A 22182-nucleotide genomic window follows, 5' to 3' on the forward strand; every position below is an offset into this window, starting at 1 on the left:
ACTCATGAATATACATCGGCTGCTTAAACTGCAGGGCCGCAATGACGTAAAAAAATCTCCGGCTCCGCGCCTTTGCGATTTATTCGTTTTCCAATCGCTTCAACCCAATATCAAAAGTAAAGCCTGTATGACTGATTCCAATCGTGTCCGGAATACCATCTTTATAATTTTGCATGATCACTTTTACCACCGGCTTTTTTGAGGAAGCCCTTTCCATTCTTATCAATTCACTGCATGTTGAATCTGTAACATAATAGTTATAACCTTTCTCTTCAGGAAAACCATAATAACGCTGAGTAGTTATTGTATCATATTTTATAAAACCATTTTGCATTACTTTGTCCTGCATCATTACAATCTCAAAATCTTTTCTGAGTGTTAAGATAACAGGCTTTTTATCCAGCTTGTCTATTATGTAGTAAACCCTGAAGTCTCCGTTTGCAGCAAATTCAAAATCAAAAAATTTAAAACCGGATTGATTGGAGAAAACTATCCTGGTGCTGCTATCAGGCATTTTTTTGATCACTAATATCCCGCTTAAATATTTGCCTGTAACGTTTACTTCTGTATAATAAAGTGCTCTTGTAAAATTAGGCTTGAATTTTTGTATGCAGGAAATATCTCCGTTAGATTGTTGCAGGTGCTTATATTGAGATGCACATGCACTTAATAATATTAAGCAACTAATGAGTAAATAACGCATCAGAAACGTTTGAATTTATTTCTTTATTTACAAAAGTAATAACGGTATTATCACCCGAAGTTTCCAGCATTTCAATTGAGTTAACTGCATATTGTTTTTTGTCAACCGTTACATTAATTTTCTTGAACATGTCTTTCAACGTTTTATTAATTGGAGACATTTCGATTAAGTAACCGGTATTATTCTGAAAAACCTTTACGGTAAAATCTTTGTTGGAGAATGCCGTGCCTTTTACACAATCAACCATTATCTGGTTGATCTGTTGAAATAGTTTGTTCGATTTTGTAGAAATCTTATTTTCTTTCTGACCATCTTTTATGTAAATATCATTCTTATTCAGGATCATTAAATATTGGAAAGGCTGGTTGTATTCCATACGCACCATATTATCTTTCTTAAACCAGAATTTCCCTTTTGATGTAATTTTTTCAGAAAGCATGCTCAGGTTTTTTTCCTGCACAAAATCACTTTTGATGCTATTTATTTTTTGTGAAGCCGCCGCAAATTGTTGTTTAAAACCTGCAGTATCTGTTACAGCGATATAAGCTGCATGTTGTGCAAAAACAGTAGATGAAAAAAGTATAGACGCTAAGAATAATAATTTACGCATAAGGTTCAATATTCAGTAACTTATCTAAACGCACAAATGTAAATCCACTTTTGTGTACATGGTCTATAAATGTTTGCAAAATATCTAAAGTGGTTTTGCTTGTATCGTGAAATAAGACAATGTCACCAGGTTTAACATCGGCAATGCGTGTGAACAATTTTTTTTTATCCTTAATAACAGTGTCAAGAGAACGAATGCTCCAGCCAACAGGAACATAATCTCCTTTAATAATCGCTTTTCTTACCGTTGGATTAGTAACCCCGTAGGGTGGACGGAAAAATTTTGGTTTTACACCAATTACTTTTGTGGTTGCTTCGTCCATCATGTTCAGGTCTTTGCACATTTTTCCTGTTGGGAAAAGATCAAACATGGGCGCATGAGAATAGGAATGATTACCAATAATATGACCTTCTTCATAAACCTGCTTTAATAAGCGTTCATTCTTCTCAATACGATTTCCAATGCAGAAAAATGAAGCTTTAATATTGTTTTTGTTAAGTAACGCTAATATCTCTGTTGTATAATTTTCTGCGGGTCCATCATCAAAACTAATGGCAATTTCTTTTTTAGTTGTTGCTGCTTTACACACAATTTTTATAAAAAAATTTGAGCCAACATTATAGCAGCCCCAAAATACAACCAGTGAATAAACAAAGAATAAAAGCAGATAGTACCAGAAAGAAATACCATACATTTTATCAAGCCAAACAAGCAGTAGCAGTAGTAAAACAAAAGCAATATTTGTATTCCTGAAGTTTAACATGCGGAGAGCAGGTATAAAGCGTGATGCATATTTAGGTAATGATTATAAATTAAAACCCGTTTTACGGGTTTATCGTTTTGCTGTAACAACGATGCCGGAACTTTTCCTTCTTTTATTATTGCAGAACCCAGCCATAATGCATAAGCCGATGCGGTTGGATATTCTCCGCAAAGATGTTTGAAATTGATCGTTTGTTTATTGGCAAATAAAGATGTGTTCAACGATTCATAAACAGCATCATTTTCAACATCGCCATTCTTTCCTGTGATGATAAGATCAATCTCTTCTATGTCTAATATTTGCCCTGCGAGAAATGCAGCAATCTGTTCTTTTATTTCACTGTCATCTGCAGGTTTGTAAAATGTTGTAACAGCATCCAGTTTTGCAAGATCATTACCCGAACTTTCTTTCGATAATGTAAAGAATGTTGCACCCTCACCGGCAATTGTTCCTTTTGTCGCTTTATCGAACAATGTGTTGGTGAACGCTTCTTTTTTATACAATCCAAACCTTGATAAAATAGCGTGGCTTGTATCTATAATCTCATCTGCAGCACCAACCAACGCATTGTTAATTTCTTTGTCATTCAGCATCATCACTGTGTCAAGCAATGCAGATTCAAATGAAAAGCCGCGATGCACATAAGTGTTATTGTAATTATGGCATTGCAGCATCAACGCTATTTGTGCACTAACTGTATTATGTGTTGATTGTATAAACGCCGTCGGTGTAAGTAGTTCTTCTTTAAATTCAACAAGCCTGTTTAAAAAAACTTCTGTGTCCTGCAGGCAACCGTAAGCCGTTCCGGTTACAATCGCATCAGGCATTTGCAGGTCTGCATCTTTTAAACATTGCATGGCCGCAGCAACGCCCATCTTGATAATGCGGCTCATTCGCCTGATGAGCTTTGCATCTATAAAATCTGCATAGTTTGGTTCCACGCATACAAGCCTGTTACCTGTTTTTGTTGTAATAACAGGCAGCAATGCACCATCATCATATAATGGTTGTGGAGAAACGCCATGTGCTGATTTTATATAGATGCTCATTTTATTAATTCAAAAGTAAAAATTCAAAAATTATGCTGTGTGTTTTTACTTTTTTATAAACCTAACTATAGTTTTTTACTCATAGTTCCTTGCGTCGCACTCTTGTACTGAAGAATATATTTCAATATTATTTACAATAAGTATCAATCATTTCATTTGCTTCTTCATCTCCAAGCTCTTTTGCTTTTTGAAAATAATCACAAGCCTTTGATTTGTTTCCTGATTTTATGTATAAAGTACCTTGCCATAAAATGCAATTACTTTTCATTACATAATTGTTATCTATTAAAATTTGGAAGTCAGCAAATGAACTTTTAATACTATCCATATAGAATTTTACTTGAGCTCTTTGATATAAAGCATCAAAATAATCAACCTGAGTTCTATCTTCTTCTCTTGAATATGGAAGCTTATCGTTGTAAGTAATTATAGCATCGCCATGAGTTTGCAAAGATATTACTCTATTGAAATCTCTCAAGGCCTGCGAATAATTTTTTAAACTAAAATAGCAAAACCCTCTGTTGTAATAAGCAAGTTGGATTTTGTTATTATCTAAAATTACTTCATTATAAATCTTAATAGCATCATTATATTTTTTCTCCTTACTAAGCTGGTAAGCCTCTTCGAGTAAATCTTCATTCGCTTTGCATGATGAAAATAACAAAGAAAGGAAGATAAATTTTATGATGAGTTTATTATTCAATATTAGGTCATTATATTTCCAAACGTACAAGTGAGTGACACAACAGGCGATGCCATGAAAAACATTTGTTGATATCACACCCTGGAAAATATTAATGAAGAACAATTACCACCAAACCCAAACGAATTACTCATTACGTTTTGCACTTGCTGATCTTTCAAAAAAATTGTTTGTGGTGCGAATGGCAGTTCTTTCATCTGCGTATGAAAACGCAAATTCGGGTAGATCAATCCATGCTTTACAGACAACGCGGAGAATACCGCTTCTACACCACCACTTGCGCCCAAAGTATGACCAGTGAAGGATTTGGTGGAACTCATCTTTGGAAAATGTGGTGTAAACAAAGTATTGATAGCAGTGCCTTCAGCAATATCGTTGTTCTGTGTACCTGTGCCATGTAGATTAATGTAATCAATATCTCTTGCAGATAAATTTGCTTTTTGCAATGCACCTTTCATAGCAAGCAAAGAACCTGTACCGGTTGGCGATGACGCCGTTTGATGATACGCATCATTCGCATTGCACCAGCCACTCAACGTGCAATATATTTTTGATGATAATTCTTTTGCAACTTTTTCTGAAACCATCACAATGTATCCAGCACCTTCACCAAGATTAAGCCCTTTGCGGTTTTCATCAAATGGTTTGCAGAATTCATTATCAAGGATCATCAGGCTATTAAAACCGTTCAACGTAAATTTTGTAAGTGCATCCACACCGCCGGCAATTACAATATCCAGCATATTGTTTTTGATCATTCTTGCGCCAAGAAAAATTGCATTGGCAGAAGATGAACATGCAGTGCTGATGGTTGTAACAAAATGTTTAATACCCAATGCATCTGCAACAATCTCTGTTGGTCTGCCACATTCGTGGTTTACAACATCGTGCAGTTTACCTGCATTTTTGTTTGAACGAAATTCTGTATAAAAATTTTCTGTTTTATCCATCCCACCAACTGAGTTTGCAGAAATAAAACCAGTGCGTAAACCTTTTGTATTTATTGCCGCATCAATGATTGCTTCTTTTGCGGCAACAAGACTAAGCAATGCAGTACGCGTAATTTTTGTTGGTAAACCTGTTAGTGATGAAAGTTCTTCGTTGCTAAGTTTTACTTCTGCAACAGGTAGGGTTTCTTTGTGAATAGAATCAAGCAAAGTCATTTTGCCCATGCCTGCTGTGCCTGTTTCAAGTGCATGGAGGTTTTCAGCTACATTATTACCAATTGCTGAAATAACACCTGCACCCACTACATACACAGCATTGCTCATTATGCTTTCTCCGCTTGATGTTCGATAATATAATCAGCCATGGTGCTTACAGATTTAAACACTTTTGGGCCGTCTTCTGCATTGGATAATTTTATCTTGTATTCCTGCTGCAGCAAAACGATGAGCTCAAGCGCATCAATGGAATCAAGACCAAGACCTTCTACGAAAAGCGGCTGCTCGTCCTCAATATTCTCTGGTTTCAGGTCCTTCAAATTCAACTGCGCAATGATCTGTTTTTTCAGATCTTCCATTAGTTTAGCTTTTTCCATTACTCGTATGATATATGTTATTAAGATTTTCTTTTGTAAATACTTCTGATTCTTTTATTGCTGCTGTTTTTTCTACCAGAAATAAAACAGCTTCGTAATCATTCTTCAGGAGATCTACCCACCCGCAAATGCATGTTTGTAGTACTGTTGTTTCGAAAAGATTGTTTACATACTGTGTTATAAAACCGGCATCAAAACTGTCAAAGATAAAAAAAGCATTCTCGCCCTTGGATGAATATTTAATACTGATCTCACCAATTACAATATTCGGCAAAGTATATACAAATAATGCCGGACTTGGAATGTTTGCGACAGAATCGTAATATTTAATATCTGCATCAAGACTTGCATTCGAATTTGAAAGAACAATTCCTGTGGCGTAAGGATCAGCATTAACTACTTCATCTTTCAGCAAGACTTCCGTCGCTATAATACCCAGCTTGCATAAATTATCCATCTTATAAAACTTTGGATAATTGATTGTAAAATGCTGGTACGCTGCTAACAGAAAAGCATCTGCATTTTTTTCTTTCTCAAACTCAAATAGCACTCGGCCGTTCTTTGAAACGGTATTATTCTTTACAACACACCAGGCAGCTATTTTTTTATTATCAGTCAATTATAATCTTTTATGGCTGTTTATTCAATGCCCTGAACTTATCTCTTGTCTGAATAGTAGAAGCCAGTTTTGTCAGCGCTGTATCATGATTCTTTACATACACATTTTCTAAATCCCAAACATAGCCTGCCAATACAGAACAGATACGCCTTTTTATTTCAGGATCCTGGTCGTCTGCAAAGAAGATTGTGTCTAATGTTCCATCATACCAGTGCATAACATACGAGCGGAAAGTGTTTACGCCCTGCATCATCACTTTAGTATATTCTTCATCCCAGTTAACTTCTTCGCCGTTTAGTTTTTTTAATACAAGTTTTGCGGCTATCTGGCTGCTAACTGTAGCAAGCGTTACGCCGGATGAAAATACCGGATCAAGAAACTCTGTTACATTACCTGTTAATACAAAACCATCGCCGTAAAATTTATCTGTTGTCTTGCTCCATGATTGCAATGCTCTTGGTTCAAACACAAGCTCTGTGTCTTTAAATCTTTCTGCTAAATATGGTTGGGATGCGATCAAACTTCTGAACTGCTCTTCAGGTGTACCCGGAAATTTTTCGAAGAACTCAGGATCACCAACATAACCAACAGATGTAATACCATTTGAAAAAGGAATCACCCATATCCATACACCATATTCATGCACAATGATCGTGATGCGATTTGGCTCATCAGACATAGACCTGTTTACGTCTTTTGTATGCGCAAGGACCGCTTTACGTGGAGGAAGATTCGACGGTTTGTCCATATTGAACAAGCTTGGGATTACTCTGCCATAGCCACTGCCATCTATAATAAATCTTGCTTCTATTTCTTCTTTCTCTCCGTTCTTATCCTCAACGGTTGTTACAGAATCTGAACCATTAAAAACAATTCCCGTAACTGCTGTTTCGTAAGATATAGGAACACCCATTGTTTCAACTGTATCGGCTAAAATTTTATCAAACTGAGCACGTTGTACCTGCCATGTCCATGTCCATCCTTCTGTAAAACGTTCTGCAAACATGTAGTCGCAAATAACACCATCCTTCACGAATTTGGCGCCAAATTTTTCCTGGAAATTGGCTGCTTTTACTGCATCTAAAAATCCTGCTTCTTCCAATGCTTCCATGCAGCGCGGTAATAAACTTTCTCCAATTACAAAGCGTGGAAATTTTAATTTCTCTACTATGCGTACTTTATATCCTGCTTTGTTTACAATAGATGCAGCAACGGTTCCCGCAGGTCCTGCGCCAATTACTAATACATCAACTTTACTTCTTTTCATTTATGGACTTTATTAGGGTGTTATTATTTTTTATGTAACAAACTTTTGAATTACTATGATGCTTCTGTTGTGTCACTCACTTGTACGTTTTGTTCAATACCCGGCAAGTAAAAAGTCAAAATTAAAAAGTAAAAAATGTTTTGCCTTTTTGCTTTTGAATTATATTCATTCGTGCAAGTGTGCGACGCAACAGGCGATGCCACATGTACAAATGCCTGGCTTATAAAAGAACTATTACTTATTTACTTTCTTCAATTTCCAAAGTGTATGGCTCAAACCAATATTATTCGTTTCCTCAACGATCTCAAAACCTGCTCTCAACACAGCCGCTTTAAAAATTTCTGAATGATACATTTGACTGTTGCCATTTGCAAGCGCGGTGAAATAAACAGAAGTTTGCTGCAAACAAAACGCTGCAGCTTCAAAACGCTGTTTATCCCAATACGCTTCAAGAATATAAACGAAGCCATCATCGTCAATTGCATCGTAACAACGCTGCATGATAGATGTTATCTCATCTTCAGAAAAGCAATCGAGAAACTGGCTCATCCAAATTGCATCAAAACCTTTTGGAAAAGGTTGCGACGCATCAAGAATATTTGTTGGATGAAACGAAACCCGATCATTTAAACCAAGTTCCTCAATCCTGTTTTTTGCAATATTCAACTGACCAGGCAGATCCATGATAGTGATGGAAATACCGGGATTGTATTTTGTGCTGGCAATTGCCCACTTGCCTGTATTACCGCCAATGTCAAGCAATTTTTTAATGTTATTCTTTTTATTATAAATGTGTGGCAGCACCGCAGGAAAAGCAGTGTCAGAAAAAAAGTGATCGAATGCAAACCAACTTTTTTGCACATGCTTTGGTAACTGCGAAAGACCTTCATAAATAGTTTGCCAGTTGCCAAAAACTTTCAATCCTTCAGGTTTGCCATTTTTAATGCTTTCATCGAGATAAAACAAACCATTGTAGTTAACATCATGAATAAAATCCATGTTTACATTGGTAAGTGCATCATGCAAAATGAAGTGCCCTGTTTTGGTGATGCGATATTTATTATCGTTGATAACAATTAAACCGATGCCAAGACTTGATTCCAATAAAATACGTACACCATAATGTGGCAGTTGCACTTTTTCCACGATATCTTCAATGGTTAAACCCTCTTTTCCACTTGCTTCAATTTCATGAAGAATACCCGAATTGCGCATAATTCTTGCCACCTGAAAAATTACAGGTCCAAATGCAATGAACTGCGCCATGTTCTTTGCTTCTAAAGCCGATTTTTTATCTGTAGAGAAGAATTGCATTAATAAGTTTATGAGGTTTATAGTTTATGCTTACGATTTTCTAAAAACAACTGCTGCATTGCAACCACCAAAACCAGATGCAGTCTTTAAAAAACTACTGTAATTACCTTTTTCCAAAGTGCTGCAAATATGCAGGTTTTTTGAAACACCTAAGTTTAAAAAACCTTTAGTTGGTAAGATAATATTTTCGTTTAGTGAGTGCAGCGACATAACAGATTCTATTATGCCTGCGGCACCTAACGTATGGCCGTAATAACCCTTCAAACTATTGGTAGGAATTTCATTCATTCCGGCGAGATCAAATGCTTTTGCTTCCATCTCATCATTGTAAACAGTAGCAGTCCCATGCGCAGAAATAAAACCTATTTCCTCTGCTTTCATGTTTGCTTCGGCTAATGAGTGTGTAATTGCACTGTATAATTCTTCACCTGTTCTTGATGGACCCGAAATATGATTGGCATCATTACTTACAGATCCGCCACATAGTTGAATGCCTGTTTTTGAATATGCTTTATTTGTTGAGAGAATAATTGTTCCTGCAGCTTCACCTAATGTTACACCTTTTCTTTCTGCATCAAATGGTCTGCAGGGTTCATTGCTGATTGCCTGAAAAGATGCAAAACCTGAGAAGATAAATTTTGTAATAATATCAGCTCCTGTAACAATTGCGTTTTCATATAAACCTGCATTTAGCAAACGCATTGCTGTTGTTAATGCAAGAACGCCGGAAATACATGCATGTGAAACAATAAGGGGCTTATTGGCTAATTTAAAATGATCTGCTACAATTTTTGCCGAATGAGGTAAGGAAATTTTTTCTTTCAAAGCTTCGTCAAAAGTCTCCGTTTCCAGTAAACTGATATTTCCTTTGGTAGAAGAAAGAATGAAGATGGTTTTGTTATTATTAATAACGTCAAGATCTGTTTGAGACAGCGCATCTTCAACGGATGCAATTACCAATTGCTCAAACCTGGTGTATTTATTTTCTTTTACAAAAACATTCTCTTTAAACAATGATACGTAAACCGGCTGTTCAGAAAAATTATTGTTATGTTGTTCAATGCCTGATACACCTTTTTTCAACTGCTCAAAATTCTCCGTAGCAGTTTTTCCAATTGGCGAAACAACATTATCAGCAACAACAAAAACTTCTTTCATGCTCATGTTAAAATCCATGTGTATTCTTCCACTCCTCAAAAAAAGGTGGATTGGTTAATTGAAGTAATGAATGCTCTTTATCTAAAAAAACCTGAACAGAAAAACCTGTGGCTACAATTTGACCGTTAGCAGCATTATATAATTTATACTCAAATCTCAGTTTGGCAGCTTCGCACGGAATGTAGGTTGTTTCCACTATCACACTTTCACCATAGCGCAATGAACGTTTATAATCACATTCAATCTTAACAACAGGAACTATATAACCGTTATTATAAAAATCAAGATAACCTATGTTGTATTTATTGCCAAAAGCTTCGCGTCCATCTTCAAAATACCTGATGTAATGCCCGTGCCACACAATACCCAGCGGGTCAGCTTCATTAAAACGAACTTTTATTTCAATTCTTTCAGTTAAAGATTTATTCATTGTTTATTCATCCGCCTTTTATGCAGACGTATTAAAACATCAAAAAAGCGGTTATTGTTTTATGGGCCAATCGTCAGTATTACTATTAAGCATACGTTGCGTCGCACTCTTGTACTATAAATCTTTTTTCAAAAAAACAAAACCGCAAAGGCCAAGGCTGCTAAGATAAGTTTTATAATACTTCTTTGCGTGCCAAATCTCTGCGGATTCAATAGTTTTGAAACTACATACTAGCCATTGCTGCTTTTCCAGTCTTTGTATTTTTTCTCAATATCATCGAGCGCTTCATAAATTGATTTTGCATAGTAGTTGCGCAGCCCAAAGCCTCCAACTTTTTCTTCCATTCTTTCTGTGTATAAAACCTTTTTACTGCTCATGTCAATAAAAGTAACCCACATGGAAGATCTCTCTTTTGTTTTGCTCATGCCTTCCATAAAAAATATAACACCAATTCCTTTCTTATTACCAAAGTCATAACCCTTTACCATCTTGTCAATGGTAGGCTTAGAAAATCTTGCCATGTCTGCATCGTTGGCAGATTTTATTTTGGAATCGCTGATACCTTTGTTCTTTGCTTTTACAAAACTTAGATCAGACTCTACTGTTGCTTTGTGAAAGGCTTTAGCCAGATCGAATTTTTTTGGCTCTGCCAAAACAAGTTCATTAATGCCTTCGAAATATCTTGTGGCAAGATCCTCCACTTCAATATCTGTGTGCCCAAGAACTTTTACATCTGTAAAATCAATACCTAGCCATGTAATATTTGTTTCCGGTTTAAAATAATCCTGAAAAGTTTGAGCAGATAGTGTACCAATACAAAAACTTAGCACGGTCAACAGCAGTGTAGATTTGAATGTGTGTTTCATGTTTGGGGTTTTTTATTTTGGTCAATAAATATTTTCATATTGCATTTTGCAAGGAGTTTTCCATTACAGGTAGCTGTTCCGGAGATCAAGAGTACGTTCAGAATTTCGTTATCGGCAGTTATTTCGGTATGAATTGTATTATTTACTTCAGGAAGTGCAATTATTTCAAGATTTTGTACGGCTGCTATATAACCAATTGCAACAGGCTTATTCTTTCTTAATGCAGTTACGCCTGCTCTTGCTGCGGCAGTTTGCGCAATATTTTCTATTAATCCTGCTTCTGAAAACTTTCCGTCTTTTACAAGGATATTATCTTCTTTAATTATAAAGCTGGTAACTGTTTTTTTATCATCAGATGCAAGAACGCCATCGATCATTAGAAAAGGTGGCCTTTGCGGTACGAGTTCTAAAATGTTTTCCTGTAACATAAGATGCAATGCTAATAAATTGTGTTGAATAATGCAAGCGAAAGTACAAGAGTGCGACGCAACGAATGTTTCATTGAAGTGCTATAGCCGGGCTCAAAAAAATTATTCATACAATTACTGCCAGAAGTCGTAATAATTGAACCATTGTTCGGGGTAAGCTTTTACTTTTTGCTCCATTTCTATGGCAAAATCTGCGAGCATTGATCTTATGAATTCATCTTTTAACTGCGTTGAATATTGTTTTATCTGGCTGGCAAAAAAGTGATAATGTAAATTGGTTTCTTTCATGGCAAATACAAAGGAGACGGGCACTTTGAACTGTGCAGCCAGCAGGAAAGGCCCAAGCGGGAACTTTGCAGGCTGCCCTAAAAAATCAGTGGTCAAGGTTTTATTTCCTTCCATAAACCTGTCTGCATGCATGCAGACCAGCTCATTGTTTTTCAATGCAGCTGCTATTTCATAAATATGTGAAAGATCATTTCTGATGATGATAAAATTGGCGGTATGCCCGCCGGTAACAGAATCGAGATATTGTTTTATTTTCTGATGCTCGCCATCAAAAATGACGATGTTGATCTTTGTGTTGAGACGTTTTAAAAGAAAGCCGGCAATTTCCCAGTTGCCGATGTGGGCACTTAGCAACATACCGCCTTTTTGTTGTGCTGTTATTTCTCTTAAAATGTGTTCGCCATCGAAATTAAACGTGAATTTATTTTCGGTAACAGCCATTACTGATATCTTGTCTATAAGCGTTTGTCCAAAAATGTAATAGTTCCGGTATAATTTGAGGAGTGATTTTAAACGTGCAAATTGTAATTTATCACGATAGAAATCGTAAATAATTTTTGATGAGTTCCGCGAAAAAAGGAAATAATAAAAGGCAACCAATCTCAAAAGAAAGTATGCGGGAAGAACACCGAATTTTCTTATTACTGCTACAAAAATACTGTAACCGAGCGTTGTACCTTTAGATTTGCCTTGCCATGATGGCATTATGCAGGTTCATTTATGTTTACCCGTGAAATGATGTAGTCGTAAAAATCGGTGAAAGTGGCTATATGTACAAAATCTCCTGGTTTTACTTTGAAGGAAAAATTGCTTTCAATTACCACCACAAGATCAATATAATCGAGGCTATCCAGTTCAAGCGTGTCTTTAAGGCTGGCTTGCGGAACGATCTTTTCCGGGCTAACCTCAAATTCCTCGCACAGGAATTCATTAATTGTTGATATAATTTCTTCGTTACTCTTCATAGCAGTCAAGGTTTAGTGGCTTTTACAATGATTGATGAATTGGTGCCGCCAAATCCAAAAGAATTGCTCAAAAATACATTTATATTTTTTTCTGTTGTACTTTTTACAATATTCAATTTGGCAGAATCTTCATCCGGGTTTTCAAAATTTATATTAGGTGCAATAAATGAGTTTTGCATCATGAGCGTGGAATAAACAATTTCACTGGCGCCTGCCATCCAGCACTCATGCCCGGTCATAGATTTGGTAGAACTTACCAGCGGACGTGCATCTCCAAATACTTCATTTATGGCTTTTGCTTCGCTTGCATCTCCCGCCTGGGTTGACGTGGCATGCGCATTTATGTAATCAATTTCTGAAGGTGTAACACCCGCATCTCTCAGCGACATTTCCAAAGAACGTACCGGTCCATTGACAGTTGGGTTGGAAATATGTTCACCATTCGATGAGAAGCCATAACCAATGATCTCCCCCAAAATAGTGGCTCCTCTTTTTTGAGCAGACTCTAAACTCTCCAGTATTACGGTTGCCGCCCCGCCACTTGGCACCAGGCCATCACGGTTGCGGTCGAAAGGGCGTGATGCTTTTGCAGGGAATGATTCATGTATGGAGAATGCAGACAGCGCATCAAAATTGCCCATAGATAAATGGTTGATCTCCTGCGCTCCACCGGTAATGATACAATCCTGTAACCCCATTTTTATAAACATGTAACCAAGGCCAATGGCATGCGATCCGCTGGCACAAGCCGCACTGATCGTAAAATTTACCCCCCTTAGTTTAAAAATGGTGGAAAGGTTCATGGTTACGGTAGAGTTCATGGTCTTAAAAACCGAGGCAGAACCAACCATCATGGTGTCTTTCTTTTCCCGCATTATATCAGTGGCTTCTATAACAGGTTTGGCAGAACTGTCGTTGCCAAAAAGGATACCCACTTCATGTGTGTTGAGATAATCCTGGTCAATACCCGCATGTTTCAAGGCTTCCAGTGTACTCATATAAGCATATTCACCTTGTTCAGGAAGCATAATCCTGGCCCGGCGATCCAGCAATTCTTTGAGATTAGGTTTATCTACAAAACCCGTTAAACCGGAACGGTAGCCAAATTCTTTGCGCACAGGATCGAGTATAATACCCGATTTGCCCGCATATAGCGAATCTCTTACCTCATCGAGGTTTTTGCCGATGCAGGAATAAATACCCATACCTGTTATCACAACTCTCTTCATGCTGCTTTTTGTAACCGGCCGAAATTAATAAACCCTCTTAAATTATTGGATATAAAAGTTATTAAACCTGTTTTTTATTGAATGAATTGTTTGAAACCGGCGGTTTATTCTCTTGTAATCGTCCGTTGCGTCGCACTCTTGTACTGCTAAAAATACAGCAGCAGGTGAAAAGACAAAAATGAAAAGTGAAGATGTAATAATCGTTTGACCTTTACTCTTTCACTTTTCAAAGTTCAATAAAGTTCCAAACGTGCAAGTGAGTGACACAACGAAAGCTTAATGGCATTACGACAGCTTGCTCAAAAAATCTTTTATGTATACAAACCACCGTTTACAGAAATTACTTCGCCGGTTATATATGCAGCTTCTTTTGCCACCAAAAAGCCCACAGCATGCGCCACTTCTTCGGGGGTACCAAAACGATTTACGGGAATCATTGCTTTCAACTGTGCCTCATCAAGGTCTTCTGTCATATCTGTCTTAATAAAACCTGGTGCAATAGCATTTACGGTAATATTTCTTTTGCCTACTTCCTGTGCAAGTGCTTTTGTAGCGCCAATTACGCCGGCTTTTGCGGCGGAATAATTTACCTGGCCGGGTGTGCCTTTTAAACCTGAAAGCGAAACGATATTGATGATGCGGCCGTAGCGTTTTGTAAGCATATTACTCACCACCAGGCGTGTAGTGTAAAAGAAGCCATCGAGGTTTGTTCTGATAACATCTTCCCATTGTTCATCTTTCATCCAGAACATTAAACCATCGCTTTTTATGCCGGCATTGTTTACCAGCACTTCCAAAACCTTATCTGTATTGGTTTCTATCCATTCACCTAAAATCTTTTTTATTTCATCTTTATTGGCAACATCAAACTTTAATATCTCACCAGTTGCGCCTTTTGCCTTTACCAATTCAAGTGTTTCATTTGCTGCTGCTTCATTGCCTTTGTAATTGATGACAACGTGATACCCTAATTCTGCAAGCTTAACGCAAATAGCCCTGCCAATACCTCTGGAACCGCCGGTAACTAATGAAGATTTCATGTAAATATTTTATTTGGGAAAATTCATTTACTGCAAATTACTCAATCACCGGTATAGTTGCAGGAATGGTTGAACCACTGTTGATAAATGCAAGCGGATCGGATTTTTCAAAATAGTTTTTTACTTTTTCAAGGTCTTTATATTTTGGCGCATCTTCTACAAATTTTGGAAAGATCTTTCTTATGGCGGTGTAAACTGCTTTTGTTTTGGAAGACATCAGGTGATCGCAGTTGAGGTAATCTACAGCTTGTAATACGGTCATCATCTGTATCGCTAATACTTCAAATGAGTTATCAATTACCTTTTTAGTGAACAATGCTGCATTGCAGCCCATGCTTACAATATCCTGGTTGTCGTTGTTGTTGGGAATGCTGTGTACGTACATTGGGAATGAAAGACTCTGGTTCTCCGCAACTGTTGATGTTGCCGTGAACTGCATTCCCTGCATTCCAAAATTAAAACCAAGGACCCCGAGGTTTAAAAAGGGAGGAAACTTTTGGTTTAACTTATCATTCAACAGATAGTTAAGCTGCCTTTCTGAAAGCATAGATAATTTGGTAATGGCAGTTCTTAACTTATCCATTTCCAATGCTACATAATCTCCGTGGAAATTACCGCCATGAAATATATTCTGGTTATGGTGATCTACTACAGGATTATCATTAACCGAATTCAATTCGTCTGTTACAATTTTTTCGGCATGCGCAATAGTATCATAAATTGGCCCAAGTATCTGTGTAACACAACGCAAAGAATAATATTCCTGCACTTTGTCTTCAAAAACTTCCTGTTGTTTTACATGATCTGCTTCGTATAAATGTTCATTGCGGCTGCGGATCATTTTGCTGTCTTTTAAAACAGTACGCATGGCGGCTGCTACCCAATTCTGCCCTTTGTGGTGTTTTACAATATTCAGTTCATGAGAAAAATGATCAGAGAAGGCACCCACCACTTCATTAGTAATAGCAGAAAGAATAATGAGCCAATCCAGTAATTTTTTTGCCTGTATAATGTTGAGCATTCCAATGCCTGTCATGGCAGAAGTGCCATTTAAAATAGCAAGGCCTTCACGTATATGAATCGTTAATGGCTTAATCCCCAATTGACTGAATACTTCTGCAGCAGGTTGTACTTTTTCTTTATAATTCACATCGCCTTCGCCGATAAGCATAAGGCCCAAATGTGCAAGTTGAACCAGGTCGCCACTGGCACCCACTCCACCATGCTCGTAGATACATGGTGTTATATTTTTGTTGATGAGTGTGGTCAGGAGTTCTACCGTTTCTTTATGGATACCTGAATAGCCCTGCATAAGGCTATTGAGCCTTGCAACCATTAGCGCTTTTGACAACACAGGAGATAAGAGTTTGCCGCTTCCTGAGCAATGGCTTCTTATAAGATTGTATTGAAGTTGCAATGCTTTGTCTTCACCAACACGATATTGTGCCATCGGACCAAACCCTGTATTGATGCCATAAATTACTTTTTCGGTGGAGAATTGTTTTAGAAACTGGTAATTCTTCTCAACATTCTCAAGTGCTGAAGCTTCTAAATCTATAATGCTCTCATTAAAAATAATGTTTGAAAAATCTTCCAGTGAAAGTGTTCTTCCCCCTACTGCTGTCATATTCTTAGTATTAATGTTGGGCTTTATTCTTTGGGGGCAAAGCAAATAAAATATAAGCAAGGCATCAAATTTTTTTGGCGCCTGTATTGCGAAAATTTTTTAACGTCAAATCGTTGTAGTAAAACGGGTTTTAATAAAGCAGCAGAAAGAATAATGAGCCGGGCATCTGGCAGGTAGGCGGCGTCTGTTGCGTCGCACACTTGTACTGTAGCAATTTAATGCATCAAATAACCATTAGTGTTTTCGGAATGTTGAATAGCCTAAAGAAAGTACAAGTGTGCGTCGCAACGGAAGTTTCATGGCAGTATTAAAGCCGGGCTTATAAAATTGTTTTTATAAAGAAAGGGCTAAAAAATTATAACCATATTTCCATTCTTATATCAGCTCTTGCATAAGGTGTGCTGGTGATAGGTACTTCTACAAAGCCTAATTTGGTGTAAAGATGCAATGCGGTTGTAAGTATGCGGTTTGATTCGAGCCACACTCTTTTTGCCCTTGCTTTTCTTGCCTGCTCAATAACTGCCTGCCCTAAAAGTTTGCCAATTTGTTTTCCGCGCATCTCTTCTGCCACGGCCATTTTAGCCAGTTCATATTCAGCACCTCCTGTTTTTATAAGTGCACAGGTGCCAACAATTTCGCCTTCGAACTTTGCAAAAAGAATTTCACCGCCTTTGTTTATGATGTACATTTCAGGATCGTCTAGTTGTTCAATATCGTGAGGTTCAACAACAAAATATTTTTCGATCCAGGCTAAGTTCAACTTCTTGTAGTCTGCAGCATATTTTGGGTTATAAGGAACTATTGTTACTTCGCTAACCGTTGTCATGGGTTTAATTTTTTAAATCTTTTATAATAGGATTCTTTTTCGAGTAATGCTTCTGTTTCTTCCAGTGCTCTTAATAAGTGGTGCTGTTGTTTTGAAAAAATCAGTTTATTGGTTTTAGTGATCATGTTCCAGACCTTTTCAAATTCGGGCAGTGCCTTTTGTCCTTTCTTCGAAAGCTTTAAAAGGCGTTTGCGGTTATCATCCGGGGATTTTACGGATTCTATAAAACCTTTCTTTTCCAGTTCCTTGGCAAGCTGTATCACGCCCGGGTGAGAAAGGCTTAGTTCTTCGGCTACATCCATAATGCTTATACTCCCCCGCCTGCTGATAAGATAAAAGAGCGTAAAATATTTTGTTTCAAAATCAAGATTATGCTCTGCATAGATCTTCATCACATCTTTAGAAACGGAATCATATAACCTTTTCATTCTTGCGCCAAAAGCCAGTTCTGCCAGTTCATTAATTATATTCGCTTTCATATTTATGTAACTAGTTACGTAATCTGTTACATAGTTAAATAGAAAAATAATTACTTCCAAAAAATTCTTCCTGGAAATAATTATTTAATAACTTTTTGGTGCTTAATAGCGGCCGAAGCTGTAACGTTCAATCAGCGTGCCGTTAAAATAGGTGGCAACAAAACTACTGTTGTAGAAATCTACATTATCAAAATTGAGATCGATCGCACTATGTGTATAAGGATCTGATAAATGTAATTGCAAAGCCTGGTGGGTGTCGTTGTAATAACTGCCATACTCGTCAAAGAATGCACCGGTAGTTGTGGTTATATACCATTGTCCACTCATGCTTACGTCTGCATCATCGTATCTTACCGAGCCATTATTATACATGGTGAATACCCCATTTTCAAGACCGGTGTAAAAAGGAGACCAACCTTTTGAATCGCCTTCTGCTGCTGAGTTTAAAACCCAGGAACCGGTAATTGGGCTTTCTGTAGTTACTGCAACAGTTACTTCTTTTACGCAACTGCTGAAAAAAAATGCTGAGAGAATTGCAAGTGTACTTAAGCGTAGAATTGATTTCATGATTAATTATTTTTTGTTTTCAAAATGAATTGCTTTTGACCAGTAAATGCAACTCCTTCGCCAGATTCTCTTAAAGAAATGTTGCAGCAATCCATTTATGGAATGTTTAACAAGTGTTAGTTTTGAGAGGGAAATTATGTAACCGTCAAAAGTATTTCTATGATGCTTTACTTGCGTCGCACACTTGTACAATTTTATCTATGCGCAGCATTGCGGATAACAAAATTCAGATAACTTCAATGCTACAATTATTTATATGCGACTAACTGTATTACTGATGCTTAGCCTGTTTATGCTAAAAGCAAATGCGCAAACAGATTCTCTTGCTTTAAAATTTCCAACAGATTCCGGTTATCTTTCTTCTTTCGATGGAACAAAAATTTATTACGAAGTAAGCGGTGAAGGCAAACCCGTTTTATTGATTCATGGTTTTATAGTAAACAGCAATTCATGGAAGCATGGAGCACTGTATACAGATCTTTTAAATGCAGGATATAAAGTTATTGTACTTGACATGCGTGGGAATGGAAAGTCTGATAAGCCACATGATTCTCTTGCTTATGATAATGATGCAGAAGCAAAAGACATTATGCTGCTGATGGATAAGCTGAAAATAAAAAGTTATGCTGCTGTTGGTTATTCAAGAGGTTCTATCATAACTGCGAGATTATTAGTACTTGATAAAAGAGTAAAGGCTGCTGTTATGGGTGGCATGGGTACAGACTTTACAAACCCTGAATGGCCAAGAAGAATAATGTTCTATCACGCATTTATGGGGGAAGACATTCCTGAAGCGAAAGGTGCTGTTGATTATGCAAGATCTCAAAATCTTGACCTGCTTGCATTGGCATATATGCAAAGATCACAACCTTCCACACCAAAAGAAGTTTTGCAAAAAGTAAAGCAACCTGTGCTGGTTATTTGCGGAAATAAAGATTCAGACAATGGTTCTGCCGGTGATCTTGCAAAATTACTGCAGAACTCAACATTTGCAACTGTTCCGGGAGATCACAATCATGCATCGGGTACAAAAGAGTTTGCTGATGCTGTGAAAAATTTTCTTTTTAAAAATTATTAATAGAACGTCTTATATATTTTTTGCTCAGCATATAACAAAGCGTTGAAGAGTGCGACGCAACGAAGATGCCATATATTCCGTCTGCCGGGCTCATAATAACAACTCATACATTCTTTGCCGCAATAAGTACAGTCACCGACATTCGTCCGTTAAAAACCACGATAGATTTGGGTATTAATACGCTTGACACAGAAAAAACCGGGCATTAGCTTTGTATTACTGTTATTAGCTAAATTATTAAAGAAAGGAGTTAACCATGAAACGCATCTATGTATCCTTTTTCACAACTATCACAATAGCACTTGCCAGTACGCTTGTGGCATTTGTAGAAAGGAACAAAATTGAATCTGTAGTTATAATGGATAATAATCCACATGCACTGGTACAGGATTCTACATTTACCCAATTTACGACTGCAGAAGGATTGTTTAACTAAATAATGTTCCGGGATTATTACCGGGTTTCTTGCCAAGATGTTCGTACGCCTTAAGTGTAACTTCTCTTCCACGGGGAGTACGTTGTATAAAACCTTCCTGGATAAGGAAAGGTTCATATACTTCTTCTAATGTTCCGGCCTCTTCACCAACTGCAGTGGCAATAGTAGTAATGCCTACTGGCCCACCTTTAAATTTTTCTATAATGGTGGATAGTATGCGATTATCCATTTCATCCAGGCCATGTTCATCAACATTTAATGCATGCAATGCATGTTGCGTTATACCAAGATCTATTTTACCATCATTTAATACCTGTGCAAAATCCCGTACTCTTCTTAATAAGCCATTGGCAATACGTGGTGTTCCGCGGCTTCTCCTTGCTATTTCAAATGAAGCATCTGTGGAGATCGATGTATTTAAAATGCCAGCGCTGCGTTGAATAATTTTCTTCAATGTTTCAGCATGATAATATTCCAGCCTTGATTTAATTCCAAAGCGGGAGAGAAGTGGTGCAGTTAACAATCCACTTCTTGTTGTTGCGCCGATCAATGTAAAAGGGTTGAGGTTAATCTGTATACTTCTGGCGTTTGGTCCGGTGTCGATCATAATGTCAATGCGAAAATCTTCCATCGCTGCATATAAATATTCTTCAACCACTGTGCTTAACCTATGTATCTCATCAATGAACAATACATCATTTGGTTGCAGGTTAGTAAGCAAGCCTGCAAGATCGCCGGGCTTTTCAATTACTGGTCCGCTTGTTTCTCTTATGTTTACACCAAGTTCATTTGCAACTATTCTTGACAAGGTTGTTTTGCCCAGACCCGGAGGTCCATGAAACAATACATGATCCAGAGCTTCTCCACGGATCTTTGCTGCTTTTATGAATATTACAAGGTTCTCAATTAACTGCGGCTGACCAGAGAAATCATCAATCTCTCTCGGCCGAATATTATTTTCAAATTCCTTTTCAGCTGGCGTTAATTCAGACTTCTCTGTATGTAGATTGGGGTTACTCATTTATAAAACTTCCTCTTTCAATATTTTTTTATTATATCGGCTTTTGATGATGTGGCATCGCCTGTTGCGTCGCACTCTTCATCGTTCTGTTCTTTGTAAAGCAATGGACGACTGAATTTCCTATTTATTTCTTTATCAATATCAAACCTGCAATAATTAATACAGCACCAATTATTTTTTCCAAAGTTATGGGTTGTACCATTGATCCAAACAAACCATATTGGTCGATAATAAGGCTCATGAATATTTGCCCGCTTACCACCAGTGCAAATGTAAGCGCTACACCTTGTTGCTGATTTACCCATGTTATATAGCCAACGAATATGGCGCCCAGCACACCGCCCAGCCACAAATACCAGGGACCTGTTGAGGTTGGCTTTAATTGTACAACAGCAGATGGATTTGTAGCGAGGTTTAATACAATTAAGCAAATAATGCCAGTTGTAAAACTCATTAGTGATCCCATTAGCGGGCCACCGATCTGCCTGCCAAGTCTCGTATTTAAAACGGCTTGCGCGGGTATCATGGCACCGACTATTAGGGTTAGAAACAGTAGCACATATTTCATTCGAACTTTTTTATTGTTTTAATAAGGTCGGATGGAACGCCCCATATATGTTCCCGTATTTCAAAAATTTTACATGGCGTTTCATCCTTTAAGAAATTTTTATGAAAATAAGGTGAAATTATATTTGCATATACAAATAAAACCCCTTTATCTTTGTGTTGTTAATGAAAGCGTCGGAAAGCAAATATAATCAGTGCGTATATTTTTCTTCTGCGGCATTTGCCCGTAAGGTGGAGAAGATAGCGGTGGAAAGCTGGAAGCCTGTTGGGCTTGCTCCCAGTCATGGATATTTATTGATGCATGTTATAGAGGAGCCAGGCGTACAACCAGGCGCATTGGCAGATCAGCTGCAGCTACAACCCAGTACCATTACACGTTTGATTGAAAAACTTGAGGAAAAGAAATTAGTGGTGCGTACTACGGAAGGTAAACTTACGAATGTTTACCCAACTCCAAAATCAAAGGAATTATATAGTAGATTGAAAGAGTGTACACATAACTTTCATGAAGCATGTACAAGTGTTCTTGGTAAAGATGAGACTTGTCGTCTCGTTTCTATCATGAACAAAATGGCTGATAAATTCGAAGATTAAATTTTTTTTCCGTAA

27 protein-coding genes are annotated in these 22182 nt (G+C 37.4%); 3 read left to right on the forward strand and 24 right to left on the reverse strand.

The window, feature by feature from the left end; all coding sequences use genetic code 11:
* Nucleotides 1–79 precede the first annotated feature (79 nt).
* From lolB2 to FRZ67_RS20005, 22 genes are all read right to left on the reverse strand, one after another.
* Entirely contained in the window at nt 80–703 is a 624-nt protein-coding gene (lolB2, locus tag FRZ67_RS19900) for a flexirubin biosynthesis protein LolB2 (RefSeq protein WP_147192331.1), read from the reverse strand.
* On the reverse strand, nt 684–1313 hold the full coding sequence (gene lolA2, locus FRZ67_RS19905) for a flexirubin biosynthesis/transport protein LolA2 (protein WP_147192332.1): 630 nt from the start codon (nt 1311–1313) through the stop codon (nt 684–686). The genes lolB2 and lolA2 overlap by 20 nt, the downstream gene beginning before the upstream one ends.
* Complete coding sequence (locus FRZ67_RS19910; protein ID WP_147192333.1) at nt 1306–2076, reverse strand: polysaccharide deacetylase family protein; 771 nt, start codon at nt 2074–2076, stop codon at nt 1306–1308. The genes lolA2 and FRZ67_RS19910 overlap by 8 nt, the downstream gene beginning before the upstream one ends.
* Complete coding sequence (locus FRZ67_RS19915) at nt 2070–3125, reverse strand: beta-ketoacyl synthase chain length factor (protein WP_225975409.1); 1056 nt, start codon at nt 3123–3125, stop codon at nt 2070–2072. Before FRZ67_RS19915 ends, FRZ67_RS19910 begins: the two co-directional genes overlap by 7 nt.
* A gap of 127 nt (nt 3126–3252) precedes the next feature.
* Nucleotides 3253–3828 carry a tetratricopeptide repeat protein gene (locus tag FRZ67_RS19920; RefSeq protein ID WP_158638415.1) on the reverse strand — a complete coding sequence of 192 codons (576 nt, stop codon included), beginning with the start codon at nt 3826–3828 and terminating at the stop codon, nt 3253–3255.
* Between the two features lie 74 nt (nt 3829–3902).
* The gene (locus tag FRZ67_RS19925) at nt 3903–5099 is read right to left on the reverse strand and encodes a beta-ketoacyl-[acyl-carrier-protein] synthase family protein (RefSeq protein WP_147192335.1); all 1197 of its coding nucleotides are present in this window, start codon (nt 5097–5099) and stop codon (nt 3903–3905) included.
* A complete protein-coding gene (locus FRZ67_RS19930) occupies nt 5099–5368 on the reverse strand; it encodes a phosphopantetheine-binding protein (RefSeq protein ID WP_147192336.1) in 270 nt (89 codons plus the stop codon). Before FRZ67_RS19930 ends, FRZ67_RS19925 begins: the two co-directional genes overlap by 1 nt.
* Entirely contained in the window at nt 5355–5987 is a 633-nt protein-coding gene (locus tag FRZ67_RS19935; protein ID WP_147192337.1) for a hypothetical protein, read from the reverse strand. The genes FRZ67_RS19930 and FRZ67_RS19935 overlap by 14 nt, the downstream gene beginning before the upstream one ends.
* Nucleotides 5988–5997: 10 nt before the next feature.
* A complete protein-coding gene (locus tag FRZ67_RS19940; protein ID WP_147192338.1) occupies nt 5998–7254 on the reverse strand; it encodes an NAD(P)/FAD-dependent oxidoreductase in 1257 nt (418 codons plus the stop codon).
* A gap of 234 nt (nt 7255–7488) precedes the next feature.
* Entirely contained in the window at nt 7489–8568 is a 1080-nt protein-coding gene (locus FRZ67_RS19945; RefSeq protein ID WP_225975410.1) for a methyltransferase, read from the reverse strand.
* A gap of 30 nt (nt 8569–8598) precedes the next feature.
* A complete protein-coding gene (locus FRZ67_RS19950; protein WP_147192340.1) occupies nt 8599–9726 on the reverse strand; it encodes a beta-ketoacyl-[acyl-carrier-protein] synthase family protein in 1128 nt (375 codons plus the stop codon).
* A gap of 7 nt (nt 9727–9733) precedes the next feature.
* Complete coding sequence (locus tag FRZ67_RS19955; RefSeq protein ID WP_147192341.1) at nt 9734–10156, reverse strand: acyl-CoA thioesterase; 423 nt, start codon at nt 10154–10156, stop codon at nt 9734–9736.
* 230 nt (nt 10157–10386) lie between these two features.
* Nucleotides 10387–11022, reverse strand: a complete 636-nt coding sequence (locus FRZ67_RS19960) for a hypothetical protein (protein ID WP_147192342.1) — start codon at nt 11020–11022, stop codon at nt 10387–10389.
* The gene (locus tag FRZ67_RS19965; protein ID WP_147192343.1) at nt 11019–11450 is read right to left on the reverse strand and encodes a hotdog family protein; all 432 of its coding nucleotides are present in this window, start codon (nt 11448–11450) and stop codon (nt 11019–11021) included. Before FRZ67_RS19965 ends, FRZ67_RS19960 begins: the two co-directional genes overlap by 4 nt.
* A 114-nt stretch (nt 11451–11564) precedes the next feature.
* A complete protein-coding gene (locus tag FRZ67_RS19970) occupies nt 11565–12443 on the reverse strand; it encodes a lysophospholipid acyltransferase family protein (protein ID WP_147192344.1) in 879 nt (292 codons plus the stop codon).
* Nucleotides 12443–12703, reverse strand: a complete 261-nt coding sequence (locus tag FRZ67_RS19975; RefSeq protein ID WP_147192345.1) for a phosphopantetheine-binding protein — start codon at nt 12701–12703, stop codon at nt 12443–12445. The genes FRZ67_RS19970 and FRZ67_RS19975 overlap by 1 nt, the downstream gene beginning before the upstream one ends.
* 5 nt (nt 12704–12708) lie before the next feature.
* Nucleotides 12709–13932 (reverse strand): beta-ketoacyl-[acyl-carrier-protein] synthase family protein, encoded by a 1224-nt coding sequence (locus tag FRZ67_RS19980; RefSeq protein WP_147192346.1) that lies wholly within the window; start codon nt 13930–13932, stop codon nt 12709–12711.
* 311 nt (nt 13933–14243) lie between these two features.
* Nucleotides 14244–14972, reverse strand: coding sequence for a flexirubin biosynthesis SDR family reductase FlxB (gene flxB / locus FRZ67_RS19985; RefSeq protein ID WP_147192347.1), 729 nt, complete (start codon nt 14970–14972; stop codon nt 14244–14246).
* A gap of 37 nt (nt 14973–15009) precedes the next feature.
* Nucleotides 15010–16599, reverse strand: coding sequence for a flexirubin biosynthesis tyrosine ammonia-lyase FlxA (gene flxA / locus FRZ67_RS19990; RefSeq protein WP_147192348.1), 1590 nt, complete (start codon nt 16597–16599; stop codon nt 15010–15012).
* 355 nt (nt 16600–16954) lie between these two features.
* Entirely contained in the window at nt 16955–17425 is a 471-nt protein-coding gene (locus tag FRZ67_RS19995; RefSeq protein WP_147192349.1) for a GNAT family N-acetyltransferase, read from the reverse strand.
* Nucleotides 17422–17904 carry a MarR family winged helix-turn-helix transcriptional regulator gene (locus FRZ67_RS20000; protein ID WP_147192350.1) on the reverse strand — a complete coding sequence of 161 codons (483 nt, stop codon included), beginning with the start codon at nt 17902–17904 and terminating at the stop codon, nt 17422–17424. Before FRZ67_RS20000 ends, FRZ67_RS19995 begins: the two co-directional genes overlap by 4 nt.
* A gap of 102 nt (nt 17905–18006) precedes the next feature.
* A complete protein-coding gene (locus tag FRZ67_RS20005; RefSeq protein WP_147192351.1) occupies nt 18007–18471 on the reverse strand; it encodes a hypothetical protein in 465 nt (154 codons plus the stop codon).
* Between the two features lie 256 nt (nt 18472–18727).
* On the opposite strand from FRZ67_RS20005, the gene FRZ67_RS20010 reads away from it, so the two are divergent.
* Entirely contained in the window at nt 18728–19549 is an 822-nt protein-coding gene (locus FRZ67_RS20010; RefSeq protein ID WP_225975411.1) for an alpha/beta fold hydrolase, read from the forward strand.
* 256 nt (nt 19550–19805) lie between these two features.
* Nucleotides 19806–19985: a hypothetical protein gene (locus FRZ67_RS20015; RefSeq protein ID WP_147192352.1), complete on the forward strand. Its 180-nt coding sequence runs from the start codon at nt 19806–19808 to the stop codon at nt 19983–19985.
* On the opposite strand, the gene ruvB is transcribed toward FRZ67_RS20015, so the two are convergent.
* Nucleotides 19978–21006 carry a Holliday junction branch migration DNA helicase RuvB gene (ruvB, locus tag FRZ67_RS20020; protein WP_147192353.1) on the reverse strand — a complete coding sequence of 343 codons (1029 nt, stop codon included), beginning with the start codon at nt 21004–21006 and terminating at the stop codon, nt 19978–19980. The genes FRZ67_RS20015 and ruvB overlap by 8 nt on opposite strands.
* 124 nt (nt 21007–21130) lie before the next feature.
* Entirely contained in the window at nt 21131–21574 is a 444-nt protein-coding gene (locus FRZ67_RS20025; protein WP_147192354.1) for a DMT family transporter, read from the reverse strand.
* Between the two features lie 164 nt (nt 21575–21738).
* Here FRZ67_RS20025 and FRZ67_RS20030 point away from each other — a divergent pair, with 164 nt between their 5' ends.
* Complete coding sequence (locus FRZ67_RS20030; protein WP_147192355.1) at nt 21739–22167, forward strand: MarR family winged helix-turn-helix transcriptional regulator; 429 nt, start codon at nt 21739–21741, stop codon at nt 22165–22167.
* Nucleotides 22168–22182 lie beyond the last annotated feature (15 nt).

It is taken from the genome of Panacibacter ginsenosidivorans, assembly GCF_007971225.1.
Classification (GTDB): Bacteria; Bacteroidota; Bacteroidia; order Chitinophagales; family Chitinophagaceae; genus Panacibacter; species Panacibacter ginsenosidivorans.

What these genes read in the sequence shown, in the direction of transcription:
- lolB2 (WP_147192331.1), bottom strand. Translation starts at nt 703, where the DNA reads ATGCGTTATTTACTCATTAGTTGCTTAATATTATTAAGTGCATGTGCA.
- lolA2 (WP_147192332.1), bottom strand. Translation starts at nt 1,313, where the DNA reads ATGCGTAAATTATTATTCTTAGCGTCTATACTTTTTTCATCTACTGTT.
- FRZ67_RS19910 (WP_147192333.1), bottom strand. Translation starts at nt 2,076, where the DNA reads ATGTTAAACTTCAGGAATACAAATATTGCTTTTGTTTTACTACTGCTA.
- FRZ67_RS19915 (WP_225975409.1), bottom strand. Translation starts at nt 3,125, where the DNA reads ATGAGCATCTATATAAAATCAGCACATGGCGTTTCTCCACAACCATTA.
- FRZ67_RS19925 (WP_147192335.1), bottom strand. Translation starts at nt 5,099, where the DNA reads ATGAGCAATGCTGTGTATGTAGTGGGTGCAGGTGTTATTTCAGCAATT.
- FRZ67_RS19930 (WP_147192336.1), bottom strand. Translation starts at nt 5,368, where the DNA reads ATGGAAAAAGCTAAACTAATGGAAGATCTGAAAAAACAGATCATTGCG.
- FRZ67_RS19940 (WP_147192338.1), bottom strand. Translation starts at nt 7,254, where the DNA reads ATGAAAAGAAGTAAAGTTGATGTATTAGTAATTGGCGCAGGACCTGCG.
- FRZ67_RS19945 (WP_225975410.1), bottom strand. Translation starts at nt 8,568, where the DNA reads ATGCAATTCTTCTCTACAGATAAAAAATCGGCTTTAGAAGCAAAGAAC.
- FRZ67_RS19950 (WP_147192340.1), bottom strand. Translation starts at nt 9,726, where the DNA reads ATGAAAGAAGTTTTTGTTGTTGCTGATAATGTTGTTTCGCCAATTGGA.
- FRZ67_RS19955 (WP_147192341.1), bottom strand. Translation starts at nt 10,156, where the DNA reads ATGAATAAATCTTTAACTGAAAGAATTGAAATAAAAGTTCGTTTTAAT.
- FRZ67_RS19960 (WP_147192342.1), bottom strand. Translation starts at nt 11,022, where the DNA reads ATGAAACACACATTCAAATCTACACTGCTGTTGACCGTGCTAAGTTTT.
- FRZ67_RS19965 (WP_147192343.1), bottom strand. Translation starts at nt 11,450, where the DNA reads ATGTTACAGGAAAACATTTTAGAACTCGTACCGCAAAGGCCACCTTTT.
- FRZ67_RS19970 (WP_147192344.1), bottom strand. Translation starts at nt 12,443, where the DNA reads ATGCCATCATGGCAAGGCAAATCTAAAGGTACAACGCTCGGTTACAGT.
- FRZ67_RS19975 (WP_147192345.1), bottom strand. Translation starts at nt 12,703, where the DNA reads ATGAAGAGTAACGAAGAAATTATATCAACAATTAATGAATTCCTGTGC.
- FRZ67_RS19980 (WP_147192346.1), bottom strand. Translation starts at nt 13,932, where the DNA reads ATGAAGAGAGTTGTGATAACAGGTATGGGTATTTATTCCTGCATCGGC.
- flxB (WP_147192347.1), bottom strand. Translation starts at nt 14,972, where the DNA reads ATGAAATCTTCATTAGTTACCGGCGGTTCCAGAGGTATTGGCAGGGCT.
- flxA (WP_147192348.1), bottom strand. Translation starts at nt 16,599, where the DNA reads ATGACAGCAGTAGGGGGAAGAACACTTTCACTGGAAGATTTTTCAAAC.
- FRZ67_RS19995 (WP_147192349.1), bottom strand. Translation starts at nt 17,425, where the DNA reads ATGACAACGGTTAGCGAAGTAACAATAGTTCCTTATAACCCAAAATAT.
- FRZ67_RS20000 (WP_147192350.1), bottom strand. Translation starts at nt 17,904, where the DNA reads ATGAAAGCGAATATAATTAATGAACTGGCAGAACTGGCTTTTGGCGCA.
- FRZ67_RS20005 (WP_147192351.1), bottom strand. Translation starts at nt 18,471, where the DNA reads ATGAAATCAATTCTACGCTTAAGTACACTTGCAATTCTCTCAGCATTT.
- FRZ67_RS20010 (WP_225975411.1), top strand. Translation starts at nt 18,728, where the DNA reads ATGCGACTAACTGTATTACTGATGCTTAGCCTGTTTATGCTAAAAGCA.
- FRZ67_RS20015 (WP_147192352.1), top strand. Translation starts at nt 19,806, where the DNA reads ATGAAACGCATCTATGTATCCTTTTTCACAACTATCACAATAGCACTT.
- ruvB (WP_147192353.1), bottom strand. Translation starts at nt 21,006, where the DNA reads ATGAGTAACCCCAATCTACATACAGAGAAGTCTGAATTAACGCCAGCT.
- FRZ67_RS20025 (WP_147192354.1), bottom strand. Translation starts at nt 21,574, where the DNA reads ATGAAATATGTGCTACTGTTTCTAACCCTAATAGTCGGTGCCATGATA.
- FRZ67_RS20030 (WP_147192355.1), top strand. Translation starts at nt 21,739, where the DNA reads ATGAAAGCGTCGGAAAGCAAATATAATCAGTGCGTATATTTTTCTTCT.